This is a genomic window from Blastococcus sp. SYSU D00813 (assembly GCF_054050735.1).
Genome location: NZ_JBJGZX010000029.1, coordinates 1 through 17,197, shown reverse-complemented (window position 1 = coordinate 17,197; position 17,197 = coordinate 1). Strand labels below are relative to the sequence as shown.

15 protein-coding genes are annotated in these 17,197 nt (G+C 77.5%); 7 read left to right on the top strand and 8 right to left on the bottom strand.

The genetic code is table 11. The features are described 5' to 3' along the window. Window positions 1-23: 23 nt before the first annotated feature. Entirely contained in the window at window positions 24-278 is a 255-nt protein-coding gene (locus ACI8AX_RS17580; protein ID WP_456551134.1) for a hypothetical protein, read from the top strand. 9 nt (window positions 279-287) lie between these two features. Here the strand turns inward: ACI8AX_RS17580 and ACI8AX_RS17575 are convergent, their stop codons facing one another. The 4 genes from ACI8AX_RS17575 to ACI8AX_RS17560 all read right to left on the bottom strand — a co-directional run bounded on the left by ACI8AX_RS17575 (window position 288) and on the right by ACI8AX_RS17560 (window position 5,323). Beyond that, window positions 288-1,442 (bottom strand): hypothetical protein, encoded by a 1,155-nt coding sequence (locus ACI8AX_RS17575; protein WP_456551133.1) that lies wholly within the window; start codon window positions 1,440-1,442, stop codon window positions 288-290. Next, window positions 1,439-2,548: a hypothetical protein gene (locus tag ACI8AX_RS17570; RefSeq protein ID WP_456551132.1), complete on the bottom strand. Its 1,110-nt coding sequence runs from the start codon at window positions 2,546-2,548 to the stop codon at window positions 1,439-1,441. The genes ACI8AX_RS17575 and ACI8AX_RS17570 overlap by 4 nt, the downstream gene beginning before the upstream one ends. A 70-nt stretch (window positions 2,549-2,618) precedes the next feature. After that, entirely contained in the window at window positions 2,619-3,281 is a 663-nt protein-coding gene (locus tag ACI8AX_RS17565) for a response regulator (RefSeq protein WP_456551131.1), read from the bottom strand. After that, on the bottom strand, window positions 3,278-5,323 hold the full coding sequence (locus tag ACI8AX_RS17560; RefSeq protein ID WP_456551130.1) for a sensor histidine kinase: 2,046 nt from the start codon (window positions 5,321-5,323) through the stop codon (window positions 3,278-3,280). The genes ACI8AX_RS17565 and ACI8AX_RS17560 overlap by 4 nt, the downstream gene beginning before the upstream one ends. Window positions 5,324-5,542: 219 nt before the next feature. Between ACI8AX_RS17560 and ACI8AX_RS17555 the strand changes: the two genes are divergently transcribed. Both ACI8AX_RS17555 and ACI8AX_RS17550 read left to right on the top strand, forming a co-directional pair. Next, window positions 5,543-6,274 (top strand): hypothetical protein, encoded by a 732-nt coding sequence (locus tag ACI8AX_RS17555; RefSeq protein ID WP_456551129.1) that lies wholly within the window; start codon window positions 5,543-5,545, stop codon window positions 6,272-6,274. Window positions 6,275-6,317: 43 nt separating this feature from the next. Next, window positions 6,318-7,043, top strand: coding sequence for a hypothetical protein (locus ACI8AX_RS17550; protein ID WP_456551128.1), 726 nt, complete (start codon window positions 6,318-6,320; stop codon window positions 7,041-7,043). Window positions 7,044-7,112: 69 nt separating this feature from the next. Here ACI8AX_RS17550 and ACI8AX_RS17545 read toward each other — a convergent pair whose 3' ends face one another. Next, window positions 7,113-9,431, bottom strand: a complete 2,319-nt coding sequence (locus ACI8AX_RS17545) for a HelD family protein (RefSeq protein WP_456551127.1) — start codon at window positions 9,429-9,431, stop codon at window positions 7,113-7,115. Between the two features lie 53 nt (window positions 9,432-9,484). After that, entirely contained in the window at window positions 9,485-10,150 is a 666-nt protein-coding gene (locus tag ACI8AX_RS17540; RefSeq protein ID WP_456551126.1) for an alpha/beta fold hydrolase, read from the bottom strand. Window positions 10,151-10,218: 68 nt separating this feature from the next. Between ACI8AX_RS17540 and ACI8AX_RS17535 the strand changes: the two genes are divergently transcribed. After that, window positions 10,219-11,616 carry a BTAD domain-containing putative transcriptional regulator gene (locus ACI8AX_RS17535; RefSeq protein WP_456551125.1) on the top strand — a complete coding sequence of 466 codons (1,398 nt, stop codon included), beginning with the start codon at window positions 10,219-10,221 and terminating at the stop codon, window positions 11,614-11,616. Between the two features lie 31 nt (window positions 11,617-11,647). Here the strand turns inward: ACI8AX_RS17535 and ACI8AX_RS17530 are convergent, their stop codons facing one another. Both ACI8AX_RS17530 and ACI8AX_RS17525 read right to left on the bottom strand, forming a co-directional pair. After that, window positions 11,648-12,388, bottom strand: coding sequence for a hypothetical protein (locus ACI8AX_RS17530; protein WP_456551124.1), 741 nt, complete (start codon window positions 12,386-12,388; stop codon window positions 11,648-11,650). A gap of 452 nt (window positions 12,389-12,840) precedes the next feature. Then, complete coding sequence (locus tag ACI8AX_RS17525) at window positions 12,841-13,569, bottom strand: hemerythrin domain-containing protein (RefSeq protein ID WP_456551123.1); 729 nt, start codon at window positions 13,567-13,569, stop codon at window positions 12,841-12,843. A 153-nt stretch (window positions 13,570-13,722) separates the two neighbouring features. On the opposite strand from ACI8AX_RS17525, the gene ACI8AX_RS17520 reads away from it, so the two are divergent. The 3 genes from ACI8AX_RS17520 to ACI8AX_RS17510 form a co-directional block, all read left to right on the top strand. Then, entirely contained in the window at window positions 13,723-14,535 is an 813-nt protein-coding gene (locus ACI8AX_RS17520) for an alpha/beta fold hydrolase (RefSeq protein WP_456551122.1), read from the top strand. After that, window positions 14,532-16,823 carry a SpoIIE family protein phosphatase gene (locus ACI8AX_RS17515; RefSeq protein ID WP_456551121.1) on the top strand — a complete coding sequence of 764 codons (2,292 nt, stop codon included), beginning with the start codon at window positions 14,532-14,534 and terminating at the stop codon, window positions 16,821-16,823. Before ACI8AX_RS17520 ends, ACI8AX_RS17515 begins: the two co-directional genes overlap by 4 nt. Before the next feature lie 83 nt (window positions 16,824-16,906). Beyond that, the coding region (locus tag ACI8AX_RS17510; protein WP_456551120.1) for an acyl-CoA dehydrogenase family protein at window positions 16,907-17,197 on the top strand (291 nt) is incomplete at its 3' end.

Below are 17,197 nucleotides of genomic sequence, written 5' to 3'. Positions count from 1 at the left end.
AGCCGAGGACGGGGAGGTGCCGGATGAGCCGCTGGATCGCGCCGATCGTGGGTGCGGTGTCGCTGCTCGTGCTCTTCGCCGGCCTCGTCCGCGCGGAGACCGAGGCGGCGACGACCGCCGGCGTCTCCCTCGTGCTGTGGGGTGTGGTCGGGCTCGTCCTGGCCGGCGCCGGGGCGGGCGCGGCCGAGCTGGCGGCCCGCCGCGCACCCGCGCCGCGGGCGGCCGCCGCGGCCCGCCGTCCGGCGGGCCGGACGCCCGCCGGGCCGCGGACGCGCTGAGGCCACCGGTCAGCCGGTCGGGAACTCCCACAGCAGCACGCCGTCGCAGCGCGAGCCCAGCACCACCCGCTCGCCGTCCGCGCTGACGGCCAGCGGCCCGCCGGAGGCCTCGCACAGCGGCTCGCTCGTGCTCACCGCGCCGTCGGCGAGGCGCACCCGGGTCACCGTGGTGCCGGCGCTCTCGCCCGACAGCCACACCGCGCCGCCGGCGACGGCGACGTCCTCGACCTCCGTCGGCACGACGGCCAGGTCCCGCGGCTCGTCCTCGCCCGCGGCGACGGCGACGACCGTCGAGCGGTCCTCCCCGGTCCGGACGGCCGTGTAGGCGGTGCCGTCGTCGTCCACCGCCACGTCGAGGTAGGACGTCGACTCGAGCTCGGCCCCGGGCACGGTCACGAAGGGCGGACCGACGGGGGCGAGGTCGGCGTCCAGCAGCGCCACGGCGACGGTCTGCTCGATGCCGTCGAGGTCCAGCAGCAGGACGACGAGCGCGACGTAGGAGCCGTCCGGGCTGACCGCGACGTCCTGCACGTCGATGTTCTCGACGTCCCGCACGAGGCCGGAGACGTCCAGCGGCACCGAGGAGAGGACGGCGCCGGTCGCCGGGTCGACCCACGCGACCCGCGGCGGCGTGCGCAGCGAGTTCGACGGGTTGGAGCCGACCAGCACCACGCGGCCGTCGGCGGTGACCGCCCCGTCGGCCTCGCTGACCCCGGTCGGGGTGGGGTCGTCGCCGGCCGGCCAGTCGGTGAGCGGGCGGGTGCCGGTCACCTGCCCGATCGCGGCGTCGACCACGGTGAAGGCGTAGCCCTCCGCGGTGTTGCGGTCGTCGTAGGTGACGGTGCCGGCCAGGACCTCGCCGCCGGAGACGAGCAGGACCCGGGGCGAGTCGCTCTCAGCGGGCAGCGCCACCGGGCTCCCGGCGACGCCGTCCTCGACCACGGTGACCGTGTCCGTGGAGACGTCGCCGGCGGCGAGGAGCACCCGGCCGTCGGAGGTGACCGCGACCTCGGCGGGCAGCGGGGGCTCGCCCGGGTACGGCACGGTCGCCGACGGCTCCGGCGGGCCGGAGGCCGGCAGCGCGCCGGCCGTGTCCGGCGCGGCGGAGCAGGCGCCCAGCGCCACGGTGAGTGCGGCCAGCAGGGCCGCGGGGGAGCGGCTCACCGCGCGTCCCCGGCGGCGACGGCGAACTCCCACAGCCGCTCCTCGGACCCGCACTCGCCGGCGAGGTAGACGGAGGTCGCAGTGACGGCCAGCGCCCCGCCCGACCCCTCGCCGTCCCCGCACAGCTCGGCCGACGACGTCGTCTCGCCGGTCGCGAGCTCGATCCGGTCCAGCCGCAGCCCGCGGTCGACCGGCACGACCCACGCCACGCCGTCCCGCACGGCCAGCGCCGAGGGGTGGTCGGCCAGCTGCATCCGCGTCGCGGCCTCGCGCTCCCCGGGACCGGCGGCGACGAGCACGGGCCCGTCCGCCTCGACCGACACCGCCCAGGCCGTGCCGTCGGTGTCGACGGCGAGCCGCTCGACGTGCGTCCACTCCTCGCCCGGCGTGACCGGCACCGGGGCGCCGACCGGGCGCAGGCCGGCGTCGAGCCGCACCAGCGTGGTCGTCTGCCGCTGCTCGTCGAGGTCGGCGGTCGACACGGCGACGACCACGGCGCCGCCGTCGGGCGCGACGGCCACCGCGTCGACCTCGACCAGGTCGGCGCCGTCGACGCCGGGGTCGCCCGGCAGGACCGCCGAGGCCGTGACCGCGCCGGTCGCCGGGTCCACGAGCAGGAGCTGCGCGTCGCCGGAGGCCCGGGACACCCCGAGCAGGAGCCGGCCGTCGGGCGTCGCCATGGGGGTGACGACGGCGCCGGCGTCGGCCGGCCACGGGGTGACCGGCCGCTCGGCGACGACCGCGCCGTCCGGGCCGAGCACCGCCAGCGCGTAGCCGCCGGCGGTCTGCGACCACCGGCCCACGAGCACCTCGCCGCCGCTGACGAACCCGCTGTCGGCCCAGCCGGGCACGGCGCCGGCGGTCTGCCCGGTCACCGCGCCACCGGCCACCGTGGTGACGGCGGCGAGCTCGGCGCCGCGGGCGAACACCACGGCGCCGCCGTCCGGCCCGGGCGCGACGGCGAGCGGCGTGCTCGTGCGGCCGGCGGGGTCGGCGGGGGTGACGACGGTCGAGGCGGCGGGCTCGAGCTCGTCCGGCGCGGCGGTGCAGGCGACCGGCCCCAGGAGGGCGGCCAGCAGCAGGGCGGTGGCGGGCAAGGATCTCACACCGTCACCGTCGCCCGCGCCGCTTGCGCGGCACTGGCGATCGACTGGCGTCCCGCCACCGGCGGCCCGGTCAGCTCCCGGGAGCGGGCCCCAGGCCGGCGTCGCGGGCCAGCGCCACGGCCTCGGCGCGGCTGGCGGCGTGCAGCTTGGCCAGCACGTCGGACACCCGGTTGCGGACCGTCTTCTCCGACAGGAACAGCCGCGAGGCGATCGCGGCGTTCGACAGCCCGTGCGCGACGAGGTCGAGCACCTCCCGCTCGCGGTCGGTGAGCTCGGGGAACGGGACGGCGGTCGACCGGGCCCGGGACGAGGCGAAGAAGGCCAGCACCCGGTCGGCGATCCGCGGCCCGAACACCGCCTCCGAGCGCGCGGCCGCCCGCACGGCCCGGGCGATGTCGCCGCCCTCGGACTCCTTGAGCAGGTAGCCGCGGGCGCCGGCGCGCAGGGCGGCGAAGACCGAGTCGTCGTCGTCGCTCATGGTCAGCACGACCACGGAGGTGTCCGGGTGCGACGCGGCGATCCGCGCGGTCGCCGGGACGCCGCCGGTGCCGGGCATCCGCAGGTCCATCAGCACGACGTCGGGCCGCAGCTCCGCGACCGCCGCGACCGCCGCCTCGCCGTCTGCGGCGGTGCCGACGACCTCGAGGTCGCCCTCGTCGCCGAGGGCGTCGGCGACGCCGTCGCGGTAGACGGGGTGGTCGTCGACGACGAGCACCCGGATCGGTGCGGTCATGACGTCGCCAGGGGGAGCCGGGTGCGCACTGTCGTCCCTTCGCCGGGGGCGGTCTCGATCTCCAGGTGGCCGCCGAGCTCGGCGGCCCGCTCACGCATGCTGGTGGAGCCGACGCCGGGCACCGCGGCCGGGTCGATGCCCGCGCCGTCGTCGGTGACCTCGACGAGCAGGTCGTCGCCGGCCACGGCCAGGCACACCCGGCAGGTGGCGGCGCCCGCGTGGCGGACGGCGTTGGCGACGGCCTCGGTCGCGATCCGGTAGGCGGCCACCTCGACGGCGGCGCGCAGCGGCGGCAGGTCGCCGGCGACCACGGTCACCCGGGCCGCGGCGTCCTCGCCCGGGGTGCTCCCGGCGCCGGCCGCGACGGGCAGCCGGTAGGCGGCGACGTGCTCGCGCAGCGCGCCCACGAGGCCCAGCTCGTCCAGCGCCGGCGGGCGGAGGTCGTCCACGGCGCGGCGCACCGCGGCCACGGTGCGGCGCATCTGGTCGCGCAGCCGCCCGGCCAGCGCCGCGGCGTCGTCGGACCCGGCGAGCTTGCCGGCGAGCCGCTCCAGCTGCAGCGCCATCCCGGCCAGCTCCGGACCGACGCCGTCGTGCAGGTCGTGCCGCAGCCGCCGGCGCTCCTCCTCGCGGCCGACGACGATGCGCTCGCGGCTGGCCTGCAGGTCGTCGACCAGCCCGGCCGCCCAGACGAGCACCGCCGCCCGGCGCGCGACGTCGTCGAACGCGGCCCGCTCGGTGCGCCGCCAGCGCTCGCCGGGGGAGCGGTGGCAGATCCGCAGCTCGCCGACCGGGGTGCCCAGCGCCGTCAGGGCGAGGACCTCGACGTCCACCTCCGGCCCGGCGCCGGCCGAGGCGACCGGCGCCAGGCGCGCGTCCGCGGGGACGACGGCGACCCGCGGGAGCCGCAGCGCCCGCGCCACCTCGTCGACCAGCGCCTGCAGGGCGTCGACCGGGCCGCCGGCGAGGTCCAGGGAGCTGCCGACCCGGGTGGCGACGGCCAGCGGGTCCCGGCGCTCGCCGTACAGCAGCCGGTCGACCCCGCGCTGCGCCCGCTCCCAGCCGGCGGCCGCGGCGAGGGCGGCGACGGCGGCGGCGGCGACCGCGATCCGCCGCTCGCCCGCGCTGACCTCGCCCACCAGCGCCACGAAGCCCACGTAGGCGACCAGCAGCAGCACCGAGAGCACGGTGAAGACCAGCGCCCGGCTGACCACCTGGCCCACGTCGAACAGCCCGTGCCGCAGCACCGCGATCGCCACGCTCACCGGGACCGCGGCGAACCCCAGCGCGAACACCACGTCGGTGACCGGCATCGCCTGCACCGCGAACGAGCCGAGGGTGCACAGCACCAGCAGGGTCACGCCCAGCACCAGCCACTGCAGCTGGGTGCGCTCCAGCCCCCGGGCGCGGCGCATCCGCAGCACCAGGGCGACCACCCCGGCCGGCGCCCCGAGCAGGAAGGTGACCTGGGACCCGAAGCGGAGCACGTACTCGGGGACCTCGCCGGAGGTGATCGACAGCGGGTTGTCCACGGCGTCCGTGAAGTCGGAGTGGCTGCGCACCATCGTGGCCAGCACGGTGACGGCGACGGCGGTGACCAGCGCCCGGGCGAACCACCGCCAGCGCGGTGAGGGCAGGCGGCCGGTGGGGAAGAACAGCGGCACCAGGGCGAGGACGACGAAGTAGGGCGTGAACCCCCACGCGGTGAGCCAGACGGCGAAGCCGCCCAGGAGCCCGGACCAGCCCTCGTCCACGACCGTCGTCTGCACGTACTGGCCGGTGAGCAGGTACGGGCCGAAGACGGCGGTCGTGAGCAGCAGCCAGCCGACCCGGTTGCCGGGGTCCCGGCGCAGCACGAGGGCGGCGACCGGCGGGTAGAGCAGGCCCATGACGGCGTCGGCGCCGTAGACCGGCGCGCCGCCGAACCACGCGCCGATCGCGACGGCCACCGCCGTGCAGGCGAACCCGGTCAGCGCGAGGACCCCCGGCAGCCAGGCGAGGACGCCGGCGGCGGGGGTGCGGACGGCGGTCGGGCCCGGCACGGGCGACATCCTGCCGCGCGCGACGTCCCCGACGGCAGGGACACACACCCCGCCGGGTGGGGACCGGCAGCCGTCCGCGTCCTCCGCCGGCGGCGCGTGCGGTGCCCGGCACGTCGGGACGGGCGGCCCTGGGAGCCGGGACGCGGGGCGCCGGAGGGTCCTGCCATCCCCGGAGCCATCCCCGGACGACCGGGACCCACCTTTCCAGGAGCGCCCGCCATGACCACTCCGCCCACCAGCCCCGCCGCCGTACCCGCCTGGGCTCCGACGACCCCGCCGGCCGCGGCCGGCACGCCCCAGCCGCCGCTCACGCCCGGCGCGCGGTTCCGCCGCATCGGCGGCGGGCTGTCGCTGGTCGCCTCGGGCCTGCTGGTCTGGGTGAGCCTGGTGATGATCCCCTACGAGAACCAGACCCACGCCGAGTACCTGCAGACCGGCGTCGACCACACCACGAACATCCTGTGGGCCGCGGTGGTCCTGCACTACGGCTACCTGCTGCTCCTGCCCGCCGCGCTGACGCTGGTGCACCTGGCCCGCCGCCGCGCCCGGAAGCTGTCGCTGGTCGCCATGGTGCTGGCCGGCCTGGGCGCCGGGCTGTCGGGTCTGGTCGCCGTCGACTTCTACGACGTCGCGCTGGCCAACGAGCTGCCGGCCGACCAGGCGCTGCACGTCTTCGAGGTCGCCGGCGGGTACGGGCAGGGGGCGCTGATCGCCGCGCCGTCGATCCTCGGCCTCGCCGTCGGCACCAACCTGGCGATGTTCGCCGCCTGGTGGGCCCGCGCCATCCCCGTCTACCCGGTGGTGCTCAGCGTCGTCGGCTGGGTCGTCTTCTTCTTCTTCGCCGGCGACGCCTGGCTGCCCTCGATCAGCACCGCGCTCGTCGCCGCGGCCACGACCTGGGCCGGCGTGATCGTGCTGCGCATGCGCGACGACGTCTGGGACCGCATCTGACCCACCGGCCCGAGCCCCGTCCCGTCCCGAGAGAGGAACCCGCATGACCGCCGCCGACCCGGCCGCCGTCCACCCCGTGCACCCCGCCGTCGCGCCCGTGCCGCCCGCCGCCGCCCCGGCCGGCCCGCCGTCCGGCAGCCGCTTCCGCCGGATCGGCGGAGGGCTGTCGCTGGTCGCCTCGGGCACGCTGGTCAGCGCGAGCCTGGCGATGATCCCGTTCGAGAGCTCGACCGACGAGACCTACCTGCAGACCAGCATCGACCACACCGGCAACGTGCTGTGGGCGGCCGTGGTGCTGCACTACGGCTACCTGCTGCTGCTCCCGGCCGCGCTCACGCTGGTCCGCCTGGCTCGCCGCCGCATGCCGCGGACGGCGACGACGGCGATGGTGCTCGCCGGCCTCGGCGCGGGCCTGTCGGGGGTCGTCGCGGTCGACTTCTACGCCGTCGCCGTGGCCGAGGAGCTGCCCCGCGAGGACGCGCTGCGCGTCTACGAGGTGTCCGCGAGCTACGTGCAGTCGTCGCTGATCACGCTGCCCGCCGTCCTGGGCGTCGTCCTCGGCACCTGCCTGGCGCTGGTCGCGGCCTGGCGGGCGAAGGCCATCCCGCTGGCGCCGATGGTGCTCGGCGTGGCCGGCTGGGTGGGCTTCGCCGGCTTCGCGAGCGGCACCTGGCTGCCCACGGCGACGACCGCGCTGGTGGCCGTGGCCCTGGCGTGGTGCGGCGTCGTCGTCCTGCGGATGCGCGACGAGACCTGGGCCGCCGCCTAGCGCCCCGCGAGATCTGCACACTCGGGCCTCTCGAGCACGTGAAGGGCCCGAGTGTGCAGATCTCGGCGCTCAGCGCAGGCGGGCCAGCTCCTCGGGCAGGTCGCCGGGGGAGAGGACGCCGAGCCGCTGGGTGGCGCGGGTGAGCGCCACGTACAGGTCGTTGCGCCCGCGCACCCCCTCGTCCAGCACCCCCTGCGGGTCGACCAGCAGCACCGAGTCGAACTCCAGCCCCTTGGCCTCGGTCGGGGTGATGACCACCGGCCCCAGCGCGGAGTCGGCGGCCGGGCCGGACGAGACGCCGTCCACCGCGGCCGACAGCGCCGCGGCCACCGCCTCGACCCGGCTGGCCGGGACGACGACCGCGAGCGTGCCCTCGTGCGAGGCGGCGAGCTCCGCGGCCCAGGCCGCCGTCTTGTCGGGCAGCTCGTCCTCGCCGACGCGCACCCACTGCGGCGGCTCCCCGCCCTCGCGCACCGACCGCGGCGGGGTCAGCCCGGTGCCGCCGGCGGCCAGCACGTCGGCGGCCACGGCCATGATCTCGGCCGGCGTCCGGTAGTTGACCGTGAGCTCCTCGAGCCGCCACAGGCCCAGGGCGTGCGGGTCGAGGACCTCGGCCCACCGGTCGGCGCCGGCCAGGGTGCCGGTCTGCGCGACATCGCCGACGACGGTCATCGACCGGGTCGGGCAGCGGCGGACCAGCAGCCGCCAGGCCATGGGGGACAGTTCCTGCGCCTCGTCGACGACGACGTGGCCGAAGGTCCAGGTGCGGTCGGCGGCGGCCCGCTCGGCGGTGGTGCGCAGGTCGAGCTCGCGCTGCCGGTCGGCCAGCCCCTCGGCGGTGAGCAGGTCGCCGGCGCTGAGCACCTCGCCCTCCTCGCCCTCCTCCAGGTCGGTGGAGCGGGAGCCGTGCAGCAGGTCGAGGGTGGCCTGCGCCTCGGCCAGCCGGCGGCGGCGGTCCCGGCCGGCGCGGCTGCGCTCGGCCGAGTCGTCGGTGCCGAGCAGCTCGTCGGCCTCCTCGAGCAGCGGCACGTCGGCCGGTGTCCAGTCGCCGGGGGCCCGGTCCTCGGGAGCACGGTGCAGCGCGGCGCGGTCGGCGTCGCTCCACCCGGGGGTGGCGGCGGCGATCGCGGCCGGGTCGGCGTAGAACTCGCGGAGGAACCGCTCCGGGGTCAGCCGCGGCCACAGCCGCTGCACCAGCGCGTGCACCGCGGGGTCCTCGGCCACCTCCCGGCGGAGCGCGGCGAGGTCCTCGCGGCCGAACAGATCGCGGCCGCCCTCGATGCCCTTGCCCAGCTGCTCGGCGTACCGCTTGGCGAGCAGGTCGACCAGCCGGCGGGCGAACTCCGGGCAGGCCAGGTTGTGCAACCGCGCGGCGCGCAGGGCCGACCGGCCGGTCCGGGCGACGTCGACCGGGCGCAGCCGCAGCGGCGTCCCGTCCACCACGACCTCGACCGGCGCGTCCGGCACGACCCGGCGGGCGGCCAGCGCCCGCTCGAGCACCTCGACCATCTCCAGCCGGCCCTTCACGGCCGCGGCCTCCGGCGACTCGGTCGCGCGGGCGTCGATCCCCGGCCGCAGCTGCCCGAGCCCCGACAGCAGCACGCCGGTCTCGCCCAGCGAGGGCAGCACGTCGGCGATGTAGCGCAGGAAGGTCGGCGTCGGCCCGACCACCAGCAGGCCGCGGCGGGCCAGCCGCTCGCGGTGGGTGTAGAGCAGGTAGGCCGCACGGTGCAGCGCGACCGCGGTCTTGCCGGTGCCGGGCCCGCCCTGCACGACGAGCACGCCGTTGGCGTCGGCGCGGATGATCCGGTCCTGCTCGGCCTGGATGGTGCGGACGATGTCGGTCATCCGGCCGGTGCGCGAGGCGCCGAGCGCCGCGAGCAGCGCCGCCTCGCCGGTGATCTGGAGGCCGTCGGCGTCGGCGGCGCCCAGCGCATCCAGGAGTTCGTCGTCCAGCCGGGTGACCGTGCGGCCGCGGGTGCGGATGTGCCGGCGGCGGACGACGCCCAGCGGGTGCACCGGCGTCGCCGTGTAGAAGGGCCGGGCGGCCGGCGCCCGCCAGTCGACCAGCGCGGGGTCGGCCGAGGCGTCGTCGGCGGCCAGACCGATCCGGCCGACGTAGAGCGGACCGTCCTCGACCCGGTCGATCCGGCCGACGACCAGCCCGGCCTCGGCGGCGTCGAGCGCGACCACCCGCTCGCCCTGGAAGCGGACGGTGGCGTCGCGCTCCTGCAGGTCCTGCGGGGAGACGGCGGGGGAGGTGATCGCCTGCCGCAACCGGCGGGCGGCGAGGTCGCGGGCGGCGTCCAGCCGCCGGTAGAGGTCGGTGACGTACTCCTGCTCGGTGGCCAGCTCGGAGTGGGGGACGGCATCGGACCGGGGAGGCAACGCGCTTCTCTCTGTCGTCGGGTCGCTCGGGGCGGACCCGCCATTGTGCGCGCTCAGCGGCCCGTCGCGGGGGCGGCTCCACCGGCGAGCCGCACCAGCCGGTCGGCGAGCTCGGCCGGGTACGACAGCGCCGCCAGGTGGCCGCCGGGCACCTCCTCGACCGGCAGGCCCAGCCGGTCGGCAGCGACCCGGCGCTGGAAGTCCGGCGGGAAGAACCGGTCGTCGCGCCCGGCCAGCACCACGGTCGGGACGGCGGGCCACGCGAGCAGCGGCCACGGCTCGCCGAACGGCGTCCCCGACTGGTCCCGCTGCGGCGGCGCGCCGGCCAGCACCTCGGCCGGCACGTCGTGCACGAACACCTCGTCCGACGCCGGCACGTCGTGCCCGGTCGCCGTCCACCAGTCGCCGCCGGTCTCCCCGGGCCGCGGCACCATCGCGTTGAGCAGCACCAGCAGCCGCACCGGCAGCCGGTCGCACACCAGCGGGGCGGTCAGCCCGCCCATCGACTGGGCGACCAGGACGATCCCGTCGGCGCCGCCGGCGTCCCCGGCGGCGGCGACCACCGCGTCGGCGTAGGCGGCCAGGCCCGCGTGGTCGTCGCCGGCGGGCAGGTCGACGGCGACGGCGGCGGCTCCGCGGCGTTCCAGCTCGGGCACCAGCCGGGACCAGTACCAGGCCGCCCCGCCGGCGCCGGGCACGAGGACGAAGGTGTGGGTCACGGCGGGAGGACCCCCGGCCGCGCGCGAACTCATCGGCACGCGGCCGGATCGGTGGGAGCATCCCGCGGGTGCCGGCCGTCCCCGAGCTGCTCGCCCCGGGCCGGGTCGAGTGCCGCGTGCTCGGGCCGCTCGAGGTCCGGGCGGGCGGCTGGCCGCTGCCGCTCGGCGGGCGCAAGCAGCGGCTGCTGCTGGCCACCCTGCTGCTGGCCGGCGGCCGGCCGGTGTCGGCCGACCGGCTGGTCGGCGTGCTGTGGGGCGAGGACGCCCCCGCCACCGTGCGCAACACGCTGCAGGTCCACGTGTCGGGGCTGCGACGGGCGCTCGCCCCGGCCGGGGCGCCGGGCGTCGTCCGCCGGGAGCCCGGCTACGCCGCCGACCTGACCGGCGCGGAGCTGGACCTGCTGCGCTTCCGGGCGGCGGCCGACGCCGGGCGGACGGCGCTGCGGGACGGCCGGCCGGACGCGGCTGCGGCGGCGCTGGACGCGGCGCTGTCCCTGTGGACCGGCCCGCCGCTGGCCGACCTCGCCGACGAGCCCGGGCTGGCCGCGGACCTCACCGCGCTGGAGGAGGAGCGGCTTGCCGCGGTGGCCGGCCGGGCGGAGGCCCAGCTCGCGCTGGGCCGGCACGGGGAGCTGACCCCGGAGCTGACCGAGCTGGTGGCCGCGCACCCGCTCGACGAGCACCTGCGCGCGCTGCTGGTCCGCGCCCTCTACCGCGGCGGGCGCGCCGCCGACGCCCTCGGCGTGCTGCGGGAGGGCCGCCAGGTGCTGGCCGACGAGCTCGGCGCCGACCCGGGGCCCGAGTTGCGCGACCTCGAGCGCGCCGTCCTCGACACCGAGGACCTGCGCGGCGTGGAGCGGGAGGGGGCGGCCTTCCTGCTGCACCGGGACGGGACGGGCACCCAGCGGGCGGTGCCCCTCGACCCGGCCGCGTCCCCGGTGACCATCGGCCGCGCGCCCGACAGCGCGATCGCCCTGGTGTGGGACCGCGAGGTGTCGCGCACCCACGCGCGGCTGGAGTGGACCCGGCTGGGCTGGGTGCTCGCCGACGTCTCGCGCAACGGCTCGCTGGTCGACGGCGTGCCGGTCCGCGGCGGGCGGCGGCTGCTGCGGGACGGCGCCGTCGTGCGCACCGGCGACACCGTGCTGCTGTTCCGGTCGGCCTCGCCGTCCCGGGCCGCGCCGGCCCGGGACGGGCTGCCGACCGCCGAGGCGCCGGTCGGCCTGCTGGCCGGCCTGACGCCCGACGAGCGGGACGTGCTGGCCACCGTGCTGGCGGTGCCCGCCGGCGGGTTCGCCGGCGGGCGGCCCGAGGAGCTGCTGGCCGAGGTGCTGGCGCTCCCGGCGCCGCGGGTCGCCGAGCTGGTGCCCGCGCTGTGCCGGCGGTTCGGGGCGCCCGACGCCGGGCCCGGGCGGGTGCCGGTCCTGGCCGAGCGGGCCCGGGCGCTGGGCATCGCCTCGGCCTGAGCGGCGTCGGAGCGACCAGGAGTCCGGCGCTTCAGGACAGGAAGGAGCCGAGGACGGAGTCCACGACCTCGGCCAGGGTGTCCGGCGCGCCGGTCGACCCGGTCACGCCGGCGTCCTGCGGCGACGGGACGGCGGTGCCGGCGTCGGCGGCGTCGCCCACGGTCACCTCGTCGGCATCCCCGGAGGCGGCGTCCCCGGAGGCGGCGTCCCCGGAAGCGGCGTCCCCGGAAGCGGCGTAGCCGTAGCCGTACTCGTAGGTGGCCTCCCAGTAGACCCAGCCGTCGGACTCGACGAAGACGAAGGTCACCGTCTCGTAGGCGTAGGAGTAGCCGGTGGCGTACTCGGACCAGTCGGCGTAGCCGTCGTCGTCGGAGTCGTAGTAGAGGGTGTCGACGTAGCCGTCGAGGTCCTCGTCGGCACCCCAGACGTCGGGCGCGCCGTTGTACGTGGTGTCCACGCCGACGGCCTCGACGTAGCCGTCCTGGTCCTCGTCGAAGGCCCAGGTGTCCTCCCAGCCGTCCCCGTCGGTGTCGACGCCGACCTGCTCGAGGTAGCCGTCCTCGTCGTAGTCGTAGCCGAAGGTGTCCTCCCAGCCGTCGGCGTCGCCGTCGAAGCCGTAGGTGTCGTACCAGCCGTTGCCGTCGGTGTCGTAGGCGGTGGAGGACACGGTGTCGGCCGCCGCGGTGCCCGCGCCGGTGACGGCCAGCGCCACGACGGCGGCGGCGGGGACGGCGGCGCGGAGCAGGGTGCGGGGGAGCCGGGTGCGGGTCATGTCGGGTGCCTCCTCGAGCGGGGGAGCCCGGGTGGCTCCCGCTGCGAGGACCGTGCGCGCGGGCGCTGAAGGACCGCTGAAGCCGGACGAACCCGCAGGTGAGAGGCGACTCACCGGGTGCGTCCGCGACCGCAACCCGTACGACACCTGCGCGTCACGCGGCGTCCTTACCGTCGCACGTGACGGTCGCGAGAACCGCGCCGTCCCGTACGAGAGGGGGAGCCATGAGCGCCACCAGCACGATGGAGCCGAGGACCTGGACCTGCCCGAACTGCTCGGCGAAGACGCGCGCCGGCCGCAAGCGCTGCGCCGACTGCGGCACGTCCCGCCACTGAGCAAGGACCCCGCTGCCCCCACCGCTCGCCAGCTCGCGGCGGGCCCCTGCAGCAGGGCCGGGAACGCGCCCCCCACCGCTCGCCGACTGGGGGCGGGCGCCTGCAGGGAGGCCGCCGTCATGCCGAGGGCGGCTCCCCGCGCAGCCGGACGACGGCGGCGCGGTGGCGGCGGCGGCCGGCCAGCCGCCAGGCCAGCCGGGTGGCCGGGGAGAGGGCGGCGAGCAGCCGTGCCCGCTCGTCCGGGCAGGCGTCCTCCAGCGCCAGCCCCAGCACGAACAGCTGCTCCCGGCCCGACAGCCCGCAGCCGGCCGCCGCGGTGATCGCCTTCCACTCGGCGGGCGGTAGGGCGGCCAGCAGCGGCACCAGCACCCGCTCCTCGTCGGCGGTCTGCTCGGCGACGGCGTCGGCCAGCACCAGGCAGGCCATGGCGAACGCGTCCCGCGCGGGGGCGGTGCCGGCGACCGCCCACTGCCGGGCGGCGGTGGAGATGTCGCGCAGCAGGTGGTCCAGGCGGGCGCAGCGGGCCGTCCACTCCGCGACGGCGGCCCGGCCGGCGTCGGCGTCGGCCGCCGGCAGGGCGCGCAGCAGGGCGGGCCAGATCAGCTCGCGCTCGGTCGCGTGGTGCTGCAGGAGCACGCGGCCGACCAGGTCGGCGTGGGCGGTGAGCGCGGCCGTGCGGTCGGCGTCGCCGGGCGCGGCCCAGGTGGACAGCCGGGTGAGCACCCGCAGCTCGCGGCGCACGAGCCGGTGCAGCACCAGCTGGTAGGCGGCGGCGCGGGACGGCGTCGCCGGGACGGCAGGCGCGGGCGCGGGAGCGGTCGGGGGGAGCACCGCGGCTGCGGTCATGGCACACCTCGTCGTGCTGCGGAACCGGATCGGACGCGGACGACGCTAGGGCCGCCGGTGTCCCGGGGAACAGGGCTCTGCGTCCCGTCTCGACCGGGCAACGACGCCCGGCGGAGGGGTCACAACGGGCCGCGGCTGCCGTAGGTTCGCGCCGTGTCGGTGCTCGACCGGAACCAGGTCCGCGTGAGCGGTGCGGCGTGCGGACGTCCCCTCGTGTTCGCCCACGGGTACGGGTGCGACCAGGCCATGTGGCGGCACGTCGCGCCCGACTTCGAGCGCGACCACCGCGTCGTCCTGTTCGACCACGTGGGGCACGGCGGCTCGGACCTGTCGGCCTACGACCCGGCGCGGTACGGCTCGCTGCGCGGCTACGCCGAGGACGTCGTGCAGATCTGCCGCGAGCTGGAGCTCACCGACGCCGTGCTGGTGGGCCACTCGGTCAGCGCCATGATCGGCGTGCTCGCCGTGCGGCAGGCCCCGGAGCTGTTCGGGGGGCTGGTGATGATCGGGCCGAACCCCCGCTACGTCGACGACGGCGACTACACCGGCGGGTTCTCCCGCGCCGACGTCGCCGCGCTGCTCGACTCCCTGGAGGCCAACCACCTCGGCTGGTCGGCGGCCATGGCGCCGGTGATCATGGGCAACCCGGAGCGCCCGGAGCTCACCGAGGAGCTGACCAACAGCTTCTGCCGCACCGACCCCGCGATCGCCCGGCAGTTCGCGCGGGTGACGTTCCTGTCCGACAACCGCGCCGACCTGCCCGCGGTCGCCGTCCCGACGCTGGTGCTGCAGTGCTCGGCCGACGTGATCGCACCGGAGGCCGTCGGCCGGTACGTGTGCGCGCAGGTGCCCGACAGCACGTTCGTGCGGCTGGACGCGACCGGCCACTGCCCCCACCTGAGCGCGCCCGAGGAGACGGTCGCCGCCATCCGGGCCTGGCTGCCCGTGCCCGCAGGACGGGCGTGACCGCGTCCTCCGTGGGGGACTCCTCCGCCGACCGGGTCGAGCTGACCCGGCTGCTGGAGGACGACCCGGCCGACCTGTACGAGAACGCCCCGTGCGGGTACCTGTCCACGCTGCCCGACGGACGGATCGTCAAGGTCAACGGCACCTTCGCCCACTGGTGCGGGCGCAGCCCCGGCGAGCTGCTGGACGACTCCTTCCCGGACCTGCTCACCGTGGGCGCGCGCGTGTTCTACGAGACCCACGTGCTGCCGCTGCTGCGCATGCAGGGCGCTGTGCGGGAGGTGGCGCTGGACCTGGCGCTGCCCGGCGGGACGGTGCTGCCGTGCCTGGTGAACGCCGTCGAGCTCCGGGACGACGCCGGGGCACCGCTGCTCGTGCGGGCGACGCTGTTCGAGGCGACCTCCCGGCGCCGGTACGAGCGGGCCCTGCTGGCCGCCCAGCGCACCGCGGCGGAGTCGGAGGCGCGGTCGCGGACGCTGCACCAGGTGGTGTCGGAGCTGGCCGCCGCGGTCTCGGTGCGGGACGTGGCGGAGGTGCTCGTCGAGCGCGGCCGGGCCGCGGTGGGGGCGGCCGGCGGTGCGGTGTGGCTGGTCGAGGGGGATGCACCGGCCGGACCGGGCGAGCCGGCGCCCGGTCGGCTCCCGCTGCACCTGGTCGCCGAGTCGGGGATGTCCGCGCGGCTGCTGGCCACCCTCCGGGAGGCCGCCACCTCGGGGGCCCGGCTGCTCCGCCCCGGCGGGGTGCGGGTCGTGCCGCTGGGCCCGGACGTGGAGCGCGCCGAGCCCGAGCTCGCCGCGGCGCTGGCCGCGGAGCGGGTGGACGCGCTGGTCCTGGTCCCGGTCACCGCCGACGGTCGCCGGCGCGGCGCCCTGGTGCTCACGCTCGGGTCGGAGGGGGACGGCGAGCTGATCAGCCTCACCGAGCCGGGACAGGCCGGTGACCTTTCCCCGTCCGACGCCGACCTCCTGCGCACCGTGGGCCGCCAGGCGGGGCAGGCGATCGAGCGGGTCTGGCTCTACGAGGAGACGGCGCGGCAGGCGGCGCGCTCGGCGTTCCTGCTGGACGCCGCGCGGCTGATGTCCGCGGCGGCCGGTGTCCGGGAGACGGTGGAGCGGCTGGCCGAGCTCGCCGTCCCCCGGCTGGCCGACCTGTGCGTGATCGACCTGGTGACCGAGCACGGCTGGGACCGCCCGGCGGCGCGGCACGCCGACCCCGACCTGCAGCCGCTCGTCGACCGGATCCGCGAGCAGCACCTGCCCGCCCCGGGCAGCGCCCACCCCAGCGTCCAGGCCGCCGACCGGGCCCGGACGGTGTGGGTGCGGGAGGTCACCGACGCGATGCTCTCCGCGAGCGCCCGCGACGACCGGCACCTCGAGCTGATGCGGGCACTGGAGCTCACGGCCCTGGTCGCCGTCCCCCTGGTGGCCGGCGGGCGGGTGCTCGGCGTGCTCACCCTCGGCGCCGACCGGCGGCGCGGCCCGTTCAGCGCGGCCGACGTCGAGGTGGCCGAGCAGCTGGCGCTGCAGGTGTCGCAGGTGGTCGACAAGGCGCAGCGGCTGGAGCTGGAGACCCGCACCTCGCACACGCTGCAGGCCAACCTGCTGCCCCCGGCGCCGCCGCCGGTGCCCGGGCTGGCCGTCGCCGTCCGCTACCTGGCGGCGAGCCAGGGCGCGGACGTGGGCGGCGACTTCTACGACGTGGTGCCGCTGCCCCCGGAGGGGACGGTGGCGCTGGCCGTCGGGGACGTCGTCGGGCACGACATCACGGCCGCTGCGGTGATGGGGCAGCTGCGCAGCGTCCACCGGGTGCTGCTGGCCGACCGGCCGAGCCCCAGCGCGATCATCGACCGGTTCCAGGCCGGGTGGGGCCTGCTCGGCCTGCAGCGGATGGCGACGGCGTTGTTCGGTTCGCTCGACCCGGCGACCGGCCAGCTGCGGCTGGCCTCGGCCGGTCACCTCAGCCCCCTGCTGGTCACCGCCTCGGGCGCGGAGTACCTCGACGTGCGGCCCAGCCGCATGCTCGGCGCGCCGCCGGCGCCCGCGCCCGCGCAGGAGTGGGCCGGCGTGCTGCCCGTCGGGGCGATGCTCGTGCTCTTCACCGACGGGCTGGTGGAGAGCCGCAGCGCCGACGTCGACGAGGGCCTGGCGCACCTCCTGCAGGTGGCGAGGGCGGCCGCCGGTGCCGCCCCGGACGAGCTGTGCGACCGGCTGCTGGCCGAGCTCACCGGCGACCACCGGGCCGACGACGTGGCGCTGCTGGCCATCGCGCGGGTGCCGGCGCGGATGTGAGGTCGGTCCCCGGGCGGGTGCCGGGCGCCGCGGCCAGGTACAACCGGACCCAGGACGACGGACCACGACGAGGTGGGAGACCGATGAGCAGCGATGCACTGGCCCTGGCGCCCGCGCCACGGTCGGAGGCGGCCGAGCAGGTGCGGCAGGAGGTGCGCGAGTTCCTGGCCGCGGAGCTCGCCGCGGGCACCTTCACCACCCACGTGGACACGTGGCTGTCGGGGGTGGACCCGGCGTTCTCCCGAAAGCTGGGGGAGCGGGGGTGGCTGGGGATGACCTGGCCTCGCCGGTACGGGGGGCACGAGCGGTCGGCGATGGAGCGCTACGCGGTCACCGAGGAGCTGCTGGCCGCCGGTGCGCCGGTGGCGGCGCAC